Raw genomic sequence first — 14,414 nt, 5'->3', positions numbered from 1 at the left:
ACGGCCGTGTTGGCTCGCGCAGCTTAAGGCCAAGTGTGGCTAAGGGATAGAGCTGAGAGGTACGACGATAAAGGTTTTCAACCTTGTAAGGAGTTGAACAAGTTTTTCACTATAGCTTCACAAACTGACTACAGTGTCAGGCAGAAGATCGCCCCCCATTGATATAAGGAACATTGACATGGGTTTTCTCAAAATGGCGCCAATGCGCTATTTGCTGTTGGTAACCGGTGCCTGGCTGGTTATTTTCCTGCTCACTCGCAGCGTACTGCTCATCACCCACCTGGATGAAGTCGGCGGCAACCTGCTGCCGGTGTTTGGCGTGGGCCTGCTGTACGACCTGGGTTTCCTGGCCTATGCAGCACTGCCGCTGGGGCTGTATTTGCTGCTATGCCCACCCGCGCTGTGGCGCCGTCGCGGTCACCGCTGGTTCCTGCAGGCGGTGCTCACCGTCAGCCTGTTCGCCATGCTGTTTACCTCGGTGGCCGAGTGGCTGTTCTGGGATGAGTTCGGCGTTCGCTTCAACTTTATTGCCGTTGACTATCTGGTGTATTCCGATGAGGTGTTGAACAACCTGTTGGAGTCCTATCCGATCGGCAAACTGCTGAGCCTGCTAGCCATGCTGGCCATTGTGCTGAGCCTGGCCTTGCGCAAGCCGTTCAACGCGGCGATGAGCGCCCCGCTGCCGACAATGCGTGGCCGGCTGGCGAATGCCTTGGGCCTGTTGATCGTCACCGGGTTGAGCCTGCAACTGATCAGCCAAGACAGCCCACGCGCCCAGGGCGGTAACGCTTACAAGAACGAACTGGCCAGCAATGGCCCGTATCAGTTCTTTGCCGCCTTCCGTAATAATGAGTTGGATTACCCGCAGTTCTACAAAACCCTGCCAACGGACGTCGTTGCCCAGCAAATGCGCACCGAACTCAGCGAGCCCAACGCCCGCTTTATCGGTCAGGACCCGCTGGATATTCGCCGCGCCATCACCAACCCGGGGACGCCGCGCAAACCCAATATCGTGCTGGTGACTATCGAAAGTTTCAGCGCCAAATACATGGGCAGCAACGGCGACGAACGCAACCTCACGCCTTACCTCGATGCGCTGCGCAAACAGAGCCTGTATTTCAATAACTTCTATGCCACCGGCACCCGCACCGACCGTGGCCTGGAAGCAATTACCCTGGCGATCCCCCCTACGCCCGGGCGCTCGATCGTCAAGCGCATTGGTCGTGAAAGCGGCTTCGCCAGCCTGGGGCAGCAACTCACGGCCGTCGGTTACGACAGCGTGTTTGTGTACGGCGGGCGCGGGTACTTCGATAACATGAACGCGTTTTTCAGCGGTAACGGTTATCGCGTCGTGGACCAGAGCAGCGTGCCCGAGTCGGAAATCTCGTTCAAGAACGCCTGGGGTATGGCTGACGAGGACCTGTACAAACAAACCCTGAAACTGGCCGACACCGACTACGCCAAGCAGCAGCCATTTTTGCTGCAGTTGATGACCACTTCCAACCACCGCCCCTACACCTACCCGGATGGGCGTATCGACATCAAATCAGGGAATGGCCGCGACGGCGCCGTGAAGTACACCGACCATGCCATCGGCCAATTCCTGGAAGCCGCCCGTCAAAAACCCTGGTTCGATAACACGATCTTCATCTTCGTCGCCGACCACACCGCCGGCAGCGCAGGTAAAGAAGATCTGCCCATCACCAACTACCAGATTCCGCTCTTCATCTATGCGCCCAAGCTGATCGACCCACGAGAAAGCGCGCAACTGGCCAGCCAGATCGACTTGGCGCCTACGCTGCTGGGCCTGCTCAACCTGAGCTACGAATCAACGTTCTTTGGCCGTAACCTGCTGCAGGAAAACCCACTGCCACCTCGGGTCGTGGTCGGTAACTACCAGCACCTGGGATTGTTCGACGGCAAGGACCTGGCCATTCTCAGCCCGCGCCTGGGCCTACGCCGCCACGACCAAGCCCTAGGTGAAAGCAAAGAGCTGCGCGTCGGCAGCGATGATCCGTTGATCCAGCGGGCGATCAGCTACTACCAGGCTGCCAGTTATGGTTTCAAACAACAGTTGCTGAGCTGGAGGGCGCCCAAGGAAGAGGCCCCGGCATTGAGCACGCGCTAACCAAAACGTCCCGTACAGGTCAGTACGGGACTGTTTCACCAGGGTTCACCATGCGAACCACCCCCGCCGTACCGGCTTCCAAACCTCTCAACTTATGGCTATGCCTCGGCATCCCTGGCGGCGCTGCGCTCCTATTGCTGTTGCTGGAGCTAACCTCGCTGGACATGGACCTCGCCAAGCTGTTCTACAACGGCGCGGAGGGCGGTTTCATCGGGCGTTACAGCTTCTTCCTCGAAGACATCCTGCATGACCGCGCCAAAGAGTTGGTCATCCTGTTCTCGGTCTTGGCGATCCTGGGATTTGTCGGCACGTTTGTCCTCCAACGGCTCAAACCCTATCGCCGCGAACTGGGCTGCCTGGTGCTCTCACTCGGGCTGGCGACGGCGTTTGTCTCTCCGCTGAAAACCATCACCGGCGTCCAGTGTCCATGGAGTGTCCAGGAGTTCGGCGGTCAGGAAACCTACAGCAAACTGCTGAGCCCTCGCCCGCCCACCGATAAACCCGGGCGCTGCTGGCCAGGCGGTCATGCCGCCACCGGATTCGCCTTGTTCGCGCTGTTTTTTGCACTGCGGGACAGGCAGCCGCGCATGGCTCGCTACGCATTCATCTTCGCCGTCGGCTTGGGCAGCGTCTTTTCCGTCAGCCGTATGATGCAAGGCGCACACTTCTTTTCCCATAACGTGTGGACGGCGATTTTCTGCTGGCTGATCTGCCTGGGGCTGTATTGTCTATTGCTGTACCGGCCATCCAAGCGCGCAACGCACACCTGAACCCAAAGCAACGCCCACAAAAAAGCCCCGCCTGCATCACTGCAGGCGGGGCTTTTTCAGTACAGGGGTAAGGCTGGCTTACATCATGCCGCCCATGCCACCCATGCCGCCCATGTCTGGCATACCGCCACCGCCAGCGCCTTCAGCCTTCGGCTTGTCAGCAATGGCAACTTCGGTAGTCAGCAGCAGACCGGCAATCGAAGCGGCAGCTTGCAGTGCCGAACGGGTGACTTTGGTTGGGTCCAGGATACCCATTTCAACCATGTCGCCGTATTCGCTGGTTGCAGCGTTGTAACCGTAGTTACCTTTACCGTTCTTCACTTCGTTGACCACAACACTTGGCTCGTCGCCGCTGTTGGAAGCGATCTGGCGCAGTGGGGATTCAACGGCGCGACGCAGAACAGCGATACCGACGTTCTGGTCAGCGTTATCGCCTTTCAGGTCAACCAAGGCTTCCAGAGCACGGATCAGCGCAACGCCACCGCCAGGTACCACGCCTTCTTCAACGGCTGCACGGGTTGCGTGCAGGGCGTCTTCAACGCGGGCTTTCTTCTCTTTCATTTCGACTTCGGAACCGGCGCCAACCTTGATCACTGCAACGCCGCCGGACAGCTTGGCCAGACGCTCTTGCAGTTTTTCACGGTCGTAGTCCGAGGAAGTCTCGGCAACCTGGGCGCGGATCTGATTGATGCGGGACTGGATGTCGCCATCAACGCCAGCACCGTCAACGATGATGGTGTTTTCTTTGGAGATGGTCACGCGCTTGGCACTACCCAGGTTTTCCAGGGTGGCGCTTTCCAGGCTCAGGCCGATCTCTTCGGAGATTACGGTACCGCCGGTCAGAACAGCGATGTCCTGCAGCATGGCCTTGCGACGGTCGCCGAAGCCTGGAGCCTTGACGGCTGCAACCTTGACGATGCCACGCATGTTGTTCACAACCAGAGTCGCCAGGGCTTCGCCTTCAACGTCTTCGGAAACGATCAGCAGTGGGCGGCCGGCTTTGGCAACGGCTTCCAGCACTGGCAGCATTTCGCGGATGTTGGAGATCTTTTTGTCGACCAGCAGGATCAGCGGGCTTTCCAGCTCGGCAACCATGGTTTCTGGCTTGTTGACGAAGTACGGGGACAGGTAGCCACGGTCGAACTGCATGCCTTCTACAACCGACAGTTCGTTTTCCAGGCCAGTGCCTTCTTCAACGGTGATCACGCCTTCTTTACCGACTTTTTCCATGGCTTCGGCAATGATGTCGCCGATGGAGCTGTCGGAGTTGGCGGAGATGGTACCTACCTGAGCGATAGCCTTGGTGTCAGCGCATGGCTTGGACAGGTTTTTCAGCTCGGCAACAACGGCGATGGTGGCCTTGTCGATACCGCGCTTGAGGTCCATCGGGTTCATGCCGGCAGCGACGGCTTTCAGGCCTTCGTTGACGATCGACTGAGCCAGAACGGTGGCGGTGGTAGTACCGTCGCCTGCGTCATCGTTGGCACGGGAGGCAACGTCTTTGACCAGCTGCGCGCCCATGTTTTCGAAACGGTCTTCCAGTTCGATTTCTTTTGCTACAGAAACGCCGTCCTTGGTGATGGTCGGAGCGCCGAAGCTCTTCTCGATGATCACGTTACGACCTTTCGGGCCCAGGGTAGCTTTTACTGCGTCAGCCAGGATGTTGACACCGGTGAGCATTTTTTTACGGGCGGAATCGCCGAATTTAACTTCTTTAGCAGCCATGATCGATATTCCTTAAATACTTTGTAGTAACGGGAAAATGAGCGGGGAAATCAGTCTTCCAGAACAGCGAGAATCTCGTTCTCAGCCATAACCAGCAGGTCTTCGCCGTCGACTTTCACAGTGTTGCTGCCGGAGTAAGGGCCAAAAACAACCTTGTCACCGACTTTAACGGCCAGCGCACGTACGTCACCGTTTTCCAGAGTCTTGCCTGGGCCTGCAGCGACGATCACACCGTGGTTGGCTTTTTCAGCAGCCGAACCTGGCAGAACGATACCGCCAGCGGTTTTCTTTTCTTCTTCGCTGCGACGGATTACGACGCGGTCGTGCAGAGGACGAAGCTTGCTCATTGTCGATCTCTCCTAATTGTGTTTTTCATCGGCCGGTGTCAGTACCGGCAGGTTGTTATCCGGCTGTGCCGGTCGCGCCTCGCCAAGCAAGACGCGGAAGTCTGTCTGGTGTCGCCACCAGAAACCTTGCGGTGACCGTTACATAAGGGCGCATAAGCTTATTACAAGGGCGATCGGCGGAATTTTTTTGCAGTTGCCGAGCGATAAAAGCAACACGGCACCCGCAGGTGCCGTGTCAATAAAGCGGTTATTTGCTGTCGCGGTGTTCGAACTCACCTTCGATCACATCGCCTTCACGCCCCAAAGGCTGGCGCGGAGCCGGGCCACCACGGGGTTGCAGGTCGTCTGCGAACGCACGCTGGCGAATCGCCGCCTCTTCGGCGCGCTGGCGCATCTTGCCCGCCAGAAGTTTGCGAGTGAACGGCAGCAGCAGGAACAGCCCGACAACATCGCTGACGAAACCCGGCAGGATCAACAGGCCACCCGCCAGGGCCATCATCAGACCTTCAAGCATGGTCTGGGCCGGTAGTTCGCCACGGTTCAGGCTTTCACGGGCACGCAGTGCCGTTGCCAGGCCGGCGACGCGCAGCACCAGAACGCCAAGCATCGAGCCGAGAATGATCAGCAACAGGGCCGGGAAAAACCCGATCGCACTGCTGACTTGAACGAATACGAACAGCTCCAACACCGGGAACAGCAGAAAGAGCAATAAAAAAGGGCGCATCAAATGGTTCCTCAACGCAAGAATGCCTTGCCAGTCCACCTTAGATGACGTCGCCGTTTCGTGAATTCAAGCGTCAGCCGCGGCTTTTTTCGGCCAGGCTTGAGCGTGGGCCAATGAAACCAGGGCTTCGCGTACTTGTGTCGGCGTGTTGCAAGGCTCGGCAAACGGCAGCCAGTACAGGGCTTGGCCGATACGCAGGTGCATGCCTTCGCTGTCGATGCCGGCCAATTGCGCGGGCTCCACGGCAGGCAGGCCGGCAAGCTGAACGTAATGGGCGATGGCCTTGGTGTGATCGCTGTTCATGTGCTCGATCATGCTGCGCTCAGCCTTGCCCGCGAACGGGTTGGCGAGGGTCAACTGGTCGACCCAGTGAATCGCGCCAAAGCCGCCGATGTAACGGTGGCGCACCGGCTTGAGCACCCAAAAGTCGAAATCGTGAGCTTTATGGTAGTTGGCGGAATCGGGGAAGTAGCGGTAATAGCGCTCGGCGGCAGCCTCAATGGCGGCGCCCTCCTCCAACTTCTCGGCTTCACCCAGGTAGGTCAGACGCCCAACGGCTTGCACATCGTCGGCCTCACGTTCGCCCACCAGCAGCGAGCACTTGGGGTCTTTTTGCAGATTGTGGGTGTGCTGGGCGATACGGCTGATCAGGATCAGCGGGCGACCCTGTTCGTCCAGGCAGTACGGCACGACCGAACCAAAGGGAAAACCCGGCATGGCTTTTGACTGTGTGGCGAGAGCCCCACGGTATTCCTTGAGCAATAGCTCTCGGGCGTTCTTGGCAACGTGCGCGCTCAACGTGTGACTCCTCGGGTATTCAGCCGCCCAACCCATATGGGAATGGATCGCAACACAAGGTAATCAATATCCGCGCAGGTTGCCAAGCAGGTTTTATGCAGCCTTATTACCAGGCCACGCCGAAGCCTGCGGTGTAGCGGGTCTTGCTCAAACTGCTTTCCGAGTCGCCACTGATAACGTCGCGCTCGGCCTTGAGATTGAGGGAAGCCCACTCGGTGACCTTGTAGCGCAGGCCGACTTCCGCATCCAGAGAGTAATCCGCGGGCGCATCGATAGGCTTGCCCAGTTCGCCAGTGGTGAAGAACTCGACGGTCTTGCCCACCAGATAGCGGTTGTAGTTCCACTTCATAGCCAGGGAATAGAAGTTGTCCTTACCGCCATCGGCATATTCGTAATCGGTGCGGTTGACCAGCGACCCCAGGGAGAACGCACCCAATTCGTCGTCCCAGAACTGGTAGCCCGGACCGGTACCGACCGTGCGTTGACGCGCAAGATCTTCCACTTTGTCGCGCTTGTAGGTCAAACGCCCTTGCCAGAACCAATGCTCGGTGATGAACCGGTCCAGGTCGTATTCCAAAGCCCAGTTGTCGGTGGTGGTCACGTCGTCCTGGAATTCGCGGTTGTACTCACCTTGACCGGTATGCCGCCACTGACCATGGCGGGCAGTGGTTTTGAAGTCGATATCGTAGTCGTTGGTGTCGTTCTCGGCGCGTTTGTAGTCCAGCGCCATGTCGACGTTGCCCTTCCACACCAGGTCTTCGATCACAGGCTTGGGCTTGATGATCTGCTGGATGCTGGCCAGTTCTACAGTCTTGGGCGCTTCGCCATTGGCCAGCACCACTTTGCCATCATCCGCAGCCTTGAGGGATTTAGCCTTCTCGCCAGTGTAGGCGTCCTGCTTGACCAACAACTCCTGGTCGCTCTCCAGGGTTTTAACCTGCTTCCAGTCCACCGGGATTGCACCCGCGTAGTCGGTCTGGATCAGCAGCTTGCCACCGTCAAATACCTTGATCTTGCCGGTCAGGCGGTCACCGTTCTTCAACCAGACGGTATCGGCGAGCAAAGGTGTTGAGGCGCTGAAAACAGCAAGGCACAGCAGGGTTCTGGACAACATATGCGGATTCGAGGCTCGGTTTTGGCGAAAAGAGGGCATTATCGTCTTAGATGACGTGTTAGCAAGGACTGACTCAAGGATCTGTATTGAGTTCAATTCTCAACACCCTGCTTACAGCATATTTCTTACAGATATGCCGACATTTTCAACGGATAGCACCTCAGTGAATCAATCTGCCAACACCCCGCAAAACGCGGCCGAGATGCGCCGTACCGCGTTGTACCTGACATTGGCGCAAGTCCCCGCCGGCTGCGTGGTGAGTTACGGCGAGCTGGCGCAACTGGCCGGGCTGGGCCGCGCTGCACGCTGGGTGGGGCGCACCTTGAGCCAACTCCCAGAAGGCACCACATTGCCCTGGCATCGCGTGCTGGGTGCCGGCGGTCGGATAAGCCTGCCGGTGGGCAGCGCCTCGGGCGACGAGCAGCGCGCGCGTTTGCGCGATGAAGGCGTCACTGTCCGTAATAATCGCGTGGATATTCAGCGCCATGGCTGGCGCCCGGTAGAGCACAGCGGTTAGAGTGCGCGCTTTGTTTCCGCAAACCTGAGGCAGACTCCAGCCCATGCCCCGTAAAACCTGGCGCGCCGCGCTCGCCGCCTATGCCAGCCCCTCGACGTTAGTGCTGTTGTTGCTCGGCTTTGCCGCCGGCATGCCTTACATGTTGGTGTTCTCGACGCTTTCGGTGTGGCTGCGCGAGGCCGGTGTGGCCCGCGAGACCATCGGCTATGCGAGCCTGATCGGTCTGGCGTACGCCTTCAAATGGGTCTGGTCACCACTGCTCGACCAATGGCGCCTGCCGCTGCTCGGCAAACTTGGACGGCGTCGTTCCTGGCTGGTATTGGCCCAGTCGCTGGTGATCCTTGGATTGATCGGCATGGGTTTCTGCGACCCGCAGAAACATTTGTCCTGGCTGATCGCTATTGCCGTCGTCGTCGCCTTCGCGTCCGCCACCCAAGACATCGCGGTCGATGCCTATCGCCTGGAAATCGCCGACGACAGCCGCCAGGCCGCGCTGGCCGCCAGCTATATGTCCGGCTACCGCATAGCCGCCCTGCTGGCCACGGCGGGTGCACTGTTCTTTGCCGAAGGCTTCGGCTCCACCGGTTTCAACTATAAACACTCGGCGTGGACCGGCACCTATGTGCTGTTCGGCGTGCTGATGATCCCGGCGCTGCTGACCACCCTGTTCATGCGCGAACCCAATGTGCCATTGCGCACCCAGTTGCAGGCTGGGCGCTACAGTTTCATGCACCAACTGATGTCGGTGTTTGTGCTGATCGTTCTGCTGGTGTCAGTGCCCGCCATGTTTACCCAGTTGTACAACACCGACTTCGGAAGCGTGGTGTTCCACGACACCAGCGTGTGGGACCTGCTGATGGAGGACCGCGCGTTCCTGCGCGCCATTCTCTATATCATCCTCACCGCCCTGTGCCTCTCGACCATGGGCCGTCGCGGCCTGGCGCCGGTGCTGACACCGGTCAACGACTTTATCCTGCGCTACCGCTGGCAGGCACTGCTGCTGCTCGGGCTAATCGCCACCTATCGCATGTCCGACACCGTGATGGGCGTGATGGCCAACGTGTTCTACATCGACCAGGGCTTTACCAAGGATCAGATCGCCGGGGTCAGCAAGATCTTCGGCCTGATCATGACCCTGCTCGGCGCCGGCATGGGTGGTTTGCTGATTGTGCGGTTCGGCATCCTGCCGATCCTGTTTATCGGCGGTGTCCTGTCGGCCGGCACCAACCTGCTATTCGTGATGCTCGCAGACATGGGCCCCGACCTGCAGATGCTGATCTTCACCATCTCCCTGGACAACTTCAGCTCCGGCCTGGCCACCTCGGCATTTGTGGCTTACCTGTCGAGCCTTACCAACCTCAAGTTTTCCGCCACTCAATATGCCTTGCTCAGTTCGATCATGCTCCTGCTGCCGCGCCTGATCGGTGGGTATTCGGGGGTGATGGTGGAGAAGTTCGGATATCACAACTTCTTCCTGATCACCTGCATGCTGGGGGTGCCGACGCTGCTGCTGATTGCGTTGCACTGGTTTCAGGAGAATCGGCGGATTCGGTTGAATCCGCCGGCATAAGACTGATTTTGGGGGCCCTTTAAAAGCCAGACTGCGGCGCCACCATCGCGAGCAAGAACTAGGCGTCCCCCTCGCTCCTACAAACAGCCCTATATTCTGATGCCTGTACGGCGGCAGTTTGCGCCCGTACAATCCCAAGTCATTTCAAGTCCAAGCAACCGACAACGGCCTACCATGCGTACCAGTCAATATTTGCTCGCCACACAGAAAGAAACGCCTTCCGACGCGGTCGTGATCAGCCATCAGCTGATGCTGCGCGCCGGCATGATCCGCAAACTGGCCTCCGGCCTGTACACCTGGCTGCCCATGGGCTTGAAGGTGATGCGCAAGGTCGAAGCCATCGTTCGTGAAGAAATGAACGCCGCCGGCTCTCTCGAAGTGTTGATGCCGAGCACCCAACCGGCTGAGTTGTGGCAGGAATCCGGGCGCTGGGAAGAGTACGGCCCTGAGTTGCTGCGCTTCAAAGACCGTCATGGCCGCGACTTCTGCGCTGGCCCGACCCACGAAGAAGTGATCACCGACCTGATGCGCAACGAGCTGAGCAGCTATAAGCAGCTGCCGCTGAACCTGTATCAGATCCAGACCAAATTCCGTGATGAAATCCGCCCACGCTTCGGTTTGATGCGCGGCCGCGAATTCATCATGAAGGACGCCTATTCGTTCCACGCTGACCAGGCATCGCTTCAGGTCACCTACGATCGTATGCACCAGGCTTACTGCAATGTGTTCACGCGCTTGGGCCTGAAGTTCCGGGCAGTTGAAGCGGACAATGGCTCCATCGGCGGTGCCGGTTCCCACGAGTTCCACGTACTGGCTGAATCCGGCGAAGACGATATCGCGTTCAGCAACGGTTCCGACTACGCGGCCAACATCGAGAAAGCCGAAGCCGTACCGCGCGAAACCTCGCGCCCAGCGCCGGCTGAAGAACTGCGCTTGGTGGACACGCCAGAAACCAAGACCATCGCGGCCCTGGTGGAAAAATTCAATCTGCCGATTGAAAAGACCATCAAGACCCTGATCGTGCGCGCCGAGGAAGAAGGCAAGCTGATCGCCCTGGTGATCCGTGGCGACCACGAACTCAACGAAATCAAGGCTGCCCAACAGCCTGGCGTGGCCAGCCCGCTGGTCATGGCCACCGACGACGAACTGCGCAACGCCATTGGCGCCGGCGCCGGTTCCCTCGGCCCACTGAACCTGCCACTGCCGATCATCATCGACCGTTCGGTAGAGTTGATGAGCGACTTCGGTATCGGCGCGAACATCGACGATAAGCACTATTTCGGCGTGAACTGGGAACGTGACCTGCCAGTTCCGACCGTAGCGGACCTGCGCAACGTCGTCGCCGGCGACCCAAGCCCGGATGGCAAGGGCACCCTGGAAATCAAGCGCGGCATCGAAGTCGGGCACATCTTCCAGCTGGGCAACAAGTACAGCAAGGCGATGAAGTGCGAAGTGCTGGGCGAGAACGGCAAGCCGATCACCCTGGACATGGGTTGCTACGGCATTGGCGTATCCCGCGTGGTTGCTGCTGCCATCGAGCAGAACAACGATGAGAAAGGCATCATCTGGAGCGACACACTGGCGCCGTTCCAGATCGCCCTGGTACCGCTGCGTTACGAAACCGAGCAAGTACGCGAAGCCACCGACAAACTGTATGCCGAACTGACGGCCGCCGGTTTTGAAGTGCTGCTCGATGACCGGGACAAGAAAACCAGCCCGGGCATCAAGTTCGCCGACATGGAACTGATTGGCATCCCGCACCGGATCGTGGTCAGCGACCGCGGCCTGGCCGATGGCAATCTGGAATACAAGAGCCGGACCGAAGCCGAAGCCCAACCATTGCCGGTGGCTGACGTGCTGTCTTTCCTTCAGGCGCGTATTCGTCGCTGAAAACCAGATCAAGAGAAGTCATGTTCAAGCGAAACACCAGAGCCCTGGGGGGTGCCGCCTTGTGCGGCGCCCTGCTGGTCAGCGGCTGCGCCAACCAGATGTCGCAACGCAGTGAGCACGAGGAGCGGGTCGAGCGTAAGTTGCTCGACCACAGTCTGCAGATCGATGTAGGCGATCCCAAAGTGCTGGAACTGCCGCAACGCCGGGTTCGCATTCACGAGCAGAAGACTTTCGAGGTCACCGAATTCGAAGTCACCCGTCGCTACGACCGTTACACGCCTTACCAGCCCTGGCGCAAACTCTATGAGTTGCCCCTGGGTGCGGTGGCATTGGTGGCGGGCGCGGGTGCCAACGTGGCGAATATCTTCGCCCTCGGCAACCTGCCTACCAGCATGACCCACGACTGGCTGACTTACGGCGTGGACGGTCTCAACCCGTTCATGAACGTGCAATCCCACGGCCGGGCGCAACAGAATCTGGCAGGTATCGATGAAGTCCAGCGTGACAAGCGCGTGGAGTATTCAAGCCTGCCCTGGAGCGAACGACCGGTGCAGGTCACCGCCGGCAAAAAGATCCACGAGCTGACCACCGACCGCAACGGCGTCCTGCGCCTGAACCTGTTGGACAGCCCGTTTGCCGAGCAAGACCTGAATCGCATCACGACGCTGAAGATCAGCGTGGAAGATGGCCAGGACGACGTACATTCGGACTCGACCCTGGCAATCAGCAGTACCTTGCGCGGCAAGTTGCTGGAAGCCCACGGCCTGATCTACGACGACCTGGAAGACGACGAAGTCAGCCAATGGGTGCACCGGGTCAAGCGTCTGTCGGAGCTGGGCTTGGAAGAAGAAGCCAGTGAACTGGAACAAAGCCTGATTGAGCTGACCCGAAATGATCCGGAGCTACAGCAGGAATTCCTGCAGGCGCTGACCAAAGACGCGGGGCGGTTAGTCGCAGATCCCGGAGCACGCTGAGACTTCGAAAACACTGTAGATCCAAATGTGGGAGGGGGCTTGCTCCCGATTGCGGTGCATCAGTCAGCTTATACGTAGCTGACCCACCGCTATCGGGAGCAAGCCCCCTCCCACATTTTGTTTCCCGGTTTCTACCAAGAGAACTCTAACTGTTCGTGGCCGCCGCTTAGGTCCAGCAACCGCACGCCAATACCCAACAATCGCACCGGTTTATCACCACGATTAAACGCCTGGGTCATCAGCTGTTGATAACTCTCCAGATCCCGCCCTGCCCCCGCCTGCTCCAAGGTGGTCTGGGTAAAGTCGTGAAACTTCACCTTAACGAACGGTTTGCCCGCACGGTAACTGCTGTCGATGCGCGCCATGCGCCCGGCCAGCGTCTCCATCAGTTCAGGGAGTTTTTCCAGGCAGCTTGAGAGATCCGGCAGGTCCACGTCGTAGGTATTTTCCACACTGATCGATTGCCGACGGTTGTCGTTCTGCACTGCGCGTTCATCGATCCCACGAGCCAGGTTCCAGAGTCGCTCGCCAAAACTACCGAATTCCCGTACCAACGCCAGTTTGCTCCACTCGCGCAGTTGCAGGCAGTCTTCAATACCCAAACGAGCCAGCTTGTCGGCCGTGACCTTGCCGACGCCGTGCAACTTGCTCACGCGTAACTGCGAGACAAAGTCTTCGACCTGGTCCGGGGTGATCACAAACAGGCCGTTGGGCTTTTTCCAGTCGCTGGCGATCTTGGCCAGGAATTTATTCGGGGCCACGCCGGCGGATACGGTGATGTGCAATTGGTTGGAGACCCGCCGACGAATGTCTTGGGCAATACGCGTGGCACTGCCGCCAAAATGCGGGCTGTCCGAGACGTCCAAGTAGGCTTCATCCAAGGACAATGGCTCAATCAAGTCGGTGTAGTCGCGAAAGATCGTCTGAATTTCCTTCGACGCTTCTTTATAAGCATCCATGCGCGGCTTGACGATGGTCAGGTCCGGGCAAAGCTTCAAGGCATGGCGCGACGACATGGCTGAGCGCACCCCGTACGCCCGCGCTTCGTAATTGCACGTAGCGATCACGCCCCTTCGGTCCGCCGAGCCACCCACAGCCAGAGGCTTTTGCGCCAGGCTCGGGTTATCGCGCATCTCGATAGCGGCGTAGAAGCAATCACAGTCGACGTGGATGATTTTGCGCTGCGTCATATATAGAGGGGTGAAATCCTACGGGTGGGCAGTATCGCACTCGCACCTGTATATAGCACCAGTAGTTTGAATCTTCTGCCTAAGCGGTAGGAAATTTCACAAATGGATTTATTTTTTCAATCGAAAACAGCATCCCGATAGAGCCGAAACCCTTGGCCCGCCTGGCTCGCGCGGCCCCTACAAGGCTTTCTGGAGAGCTAACCGATTGAAGCACAAGCGCTTTTCTTCAACTCACAGGTTGACACACTCGTGATCCTCTGTAGAATGCCGACACACAGACGCGGGATGGAGCAGTCTGGTAGCTCGTCGGGCTCATAACCCGAAGGTCGTCGGTTCAAATCCGGCTCCCGCAACCAAACATCAAAAAAGGCTACTCGAAAGAGTGGCCTTTTTTGTGCGCGTGTGTTTTTCAAACCTGGATCGCGTGCACTTCATTACGAACGCTTCGCGCCCAACGCGGAGCAAGCCTGCTCACCACAAAAAGCCTTCTCAATCGAGAACTTAGGTTGCACGGGCGGTTAATTCACACTTATTTGCACCATCGGTTGATTAACGGTTGACACCTCGCCGCTTGGCTGTAGAATGCCGCCCACAGACGCGGGATGGAGCAGTCTGGTAGCTCGTCGGGCTCATAACCCGAAGGTCGTCGGTTCAAATCCGGCTCCCG

12 protein-coding genes and 1 tRNA gene are annotated in these 14,414 nt (G+C 58.4%); 7 read left to right on the top strand and 6 right to left on the bottom strand.

Annotated features, from left to right (window positions below):
• Window positions 1–178: 178 nt before the first annotated feature.
• Together ACEN2T_RS12255 and ACEN2T_RS12250 are read left to right on the top strand one after the other, a co-directional pair.
• Window positions 179–2,128: an LTA synthase family protein gene (locus ACEN2T_RS12255; protein ID WP_095185792.1), complete on the top strand. Its 1,950-nt coding sequence runs from the start codon at window positions 179–181 to the stop codon at window positions 2,126–2,128.
• 50 nt (window positions 2,129–2,178) lie between these two features.
• On the top strand, window positions 2,179–2,898 hold the full coding sequence (locus tag ACEN2T_RS12250; protein ID WP_122756113.1) for a phosphatase PAP2 family protein: 720 nt from the start codon (window positions 2,179–2,181) through the stop codon (window positions 2,896–2,898).
• 78 nt (window positions 2,899–2,976) lie between these two features.
• Here the strand turns inward: ACEN2T_RS12250 and groL are convergent, their stop codons facing one another.
• From groL to ACEN2T_RS12225, 5 genes are all read right to left on the bottom strand, one after another.
• The gene (gene groL, locus ACEN2T_RS12245; RefSeq protein WP_032890825.1) at window positions 2,977–4,623 is read right to left on the bottom strand and encodes a chaperonin GroEL; all 1,647 of its coding nucleotides are present in this window, start codon (window positions 4,621–4,623) and stop codon (window positions 2,977–2,979) included.
• Between the two features lie 50 nt (window positions 4,624–4,673).
• Entirely contained in the window at window positions 4,674–4,970 is a 297-nt protein-coding gene (locus ACEN2T_RS12240; protein ID WP_003175874.1) for a co-chaperone GroES, read from the bottom strand.
• A gap of 247 nt (window positions 4,971–5,217) precedes the next feature.
• On the bottom strand, window positions 5,218–5,694 hold the full coding sequence (locus ACEN2T_RS12235) for an FxsA family protein (protein WP_032890823.1): 477 nt from the start codon (window positions 5,692–5,694) through the stop codon (window positions 5,218–5,220).
• Window positions 5,695–5,760: 66 nt separating this feature from the next.
• Complete coding sequence (locus ACEN2T_RS12230; protein ID WP_122763813.1) at window positions 5,761–6,492, bottom strand: HugZ family pyridoxamine 5'-phosphate oxidase; 732 nt, start codon at window positions 6,490–6,492, stop codon at window positions 5,761–5,763.
• Window positions 6,493–6,598: 106 nt separating this feature from the next.
• The gene (locus ACEN2T_RS12225) at window positions 6,599–7,606 is read right to left on the bottom strand and encodes a DUF481 domain-containing protein (RefSeq protein WP_032890819.1); all 1,008 of its coding nucleotides are present in this window, start codon (window positions 7,604–7,606) and stop codon (window positions 6,599–6,601) included.
• Between the two features lie 202 nt (window positions 7,607–7,808).
• On the opposite strand from ACEN2T_RS12225, the gene ACEN2T_RS12220 reads away from it, so the two are divergent.
• The 4 genes from ACEN2T_RS12220 to ACEN2T_RS12205 all read left to right on the top strand — a co-directional run bounded on the left by ACEN2T_RS12220 (window position 7,809) and on the right by ACEN2T_RS12205 (window position 12,557).
• On the top strand, window positions 7,809–8,123 hold the full coding sequence (locus tag ACEN2T_RS12220; RefSeq protein ID WP_375803693.1) for an MGMT family protein: 315 nt from the start codon (window positions 7,809–7,811) through the stop codon (window positions 8,121–8,123).
• A 43-nt stretch (window positions 8,124–8,166) separates the two neighbouring features.
• Complete coding sequence (locus ACEN2T_RS12215; RefSeq protein ID WP_442116800.1) at window positions 8,167–9,693, top strand: AmpG family muropeptide MFS transporter; 1,527 nt, start codon at window positions 8,167–8,169, stop codon at window positions 9,691–9,693.
• 174 nt (window positions 9,694–9,867) lie between these two features.
• A complete protein-coding gene (locus tag ACEN2T_RS12210) occupies window positions 9,868–11,583 on the top strand; it encodes a proline--tRNA ligase (RefSeq protein ID WP_095185795.1) in 1,716 nt (571 codons plus the stop codon).
• 20 nt (window positions 11,584–11,603) lie between these two features.
• Window positions 11,604–12,557, top strand: coding sequence for a hypothetical protein (locus tag ACEN2T_RS12205; protein WP_032890811.1), 954 nt, complete (start codon window positions 11,604–11,606; stop codon window positions 12,555–12,557).
• A 131-nt stretch (window positions 12,558–12,688) separates the two neighbouring features.
• Here the strand turns inward: ACEN2T_RS12205 and dinB are convergent, their stop codons facing one another.
• Window positions 12,689–13,747: a DNA polymerase IV gene (gene dinB, locus ACEN2T_RS12200; protein WP_032890809.1), complete on the bottom strand. Its 1,059-nt coding sequence runs from the start codon at window positions 13,745–13,747 to the stop codon at window positions 12,689–12,691.
• 279 nt (window positions 13,748–14,026) lie between these two features.
• Between dinB and ACEN2T_RS12195 the strand changes: the two genes are divergently transcribed.
• A tRNA-Met gene (locus ACEN2T_RS12195) sits at window positions 14,027–14,103 on the top strand.
• The last annotated feature ends 311 nt before the right edge of the window (window positions 14,104–14,414 follow it).

The organism is Pseudomonas sp. W22_MBD1_FP4, from assembly GCF_052113765.1.
Classification (GTDB): domain Bacteria; phylum Pseudomonadota; class Gammaproteobacteria; order Pseudomonadales; family Pseudomonadaceae; genus Aquipseudomonas; species Aquipseudomonas sivasensis.
Note: the sequence above shows the minus strand (reverse complement) of the source record. Positions and strands in the feature narration are given on the sequence as shown.

Excerpts from the sequence above, each read along its gene's own strand:
- ACEN2T_RS12210 (WP_095185795.1), top strand. The coding sequence starts at position 9,868 with ATGCGTACCAGTCAATATTTGCTCGCCACACAGAAAGAAACGCCTTCC.
- ACEN2T_RS12225 (WP_032890819.1), bottom strand. The coding sequence starts at position 7,606 with ATGTTGTCCAGAACCCTGCTGTGCCTTGCTGTTTTCAGCGCCTCAACA.
- ACEN2T_RS12235 (WP_032890823.1), bottom strand. The coding sequence starts at position 5,694 with ATGCGCCCTTTTTTATTGCTCTTTCTGCTGTTCCCGGTGTTGGAGCTG.
- ACEN2T_RS12250 (WP_122756113.1), top strand. The coding sequence starts at position 2,179 with ATGCGAACCACCCCCGCCGTACCGGCTTCCAAACCTCTCAACTTATGG.
- ACEN2T_RS12215 (WP_442116800.1), top strand. The coding sequence starts at position 8,167 with ATGCCCCGTAAAACCTGGCGCGCCGCGCTCGCCGCCTATGCCAGCCCC.
- ACEN2T_RS12255 (WP_095185792.1), top strand. The coding sequence starts at position 179 with ATGGGTTTTCTCAAAATGGCGCCAATGCGCTATTTGCTGTTGGTAACC.
- ACEN2T_RS12205 (WP_032890811.1), top strand. The coding sequence starts at position 11,604 with ATGTTCAAGCGAAACACCAGAGCCCTGGGGGGTGCCGCCTTGTGCGGC.
- ACEN2T_RS12240 (WP_003175874.1), bottom strand. The coding sequence starts at position 4,970 with ATGAGCAAGCTTCGTCCTCTGCACGACCGCGTCGTAATCCGTCGCAGC.
- groL (WP_032890825.1), bottom strand. The coding sequence starts at position 4,623 with ATGGCTGCTAAAGAAGTTAAATTCGGCGATTCCGCCCGTAAAAAAATG.
- dinB (WP_032890809.1), bottom strand. The coding sequence starts at position 13,747 with ATGACGCAGCGCAAAATCATCCACGTCGACTGTGATTGCTTCTACGCC.
- ACEN2T_RS12220 (WP_375803693.1), top strand. The coding sequence starts at position 7,809 with ATGCGCCGTACCGCGTTGTACCTGACATTGGCGCAAGTCCCCGCCGGC.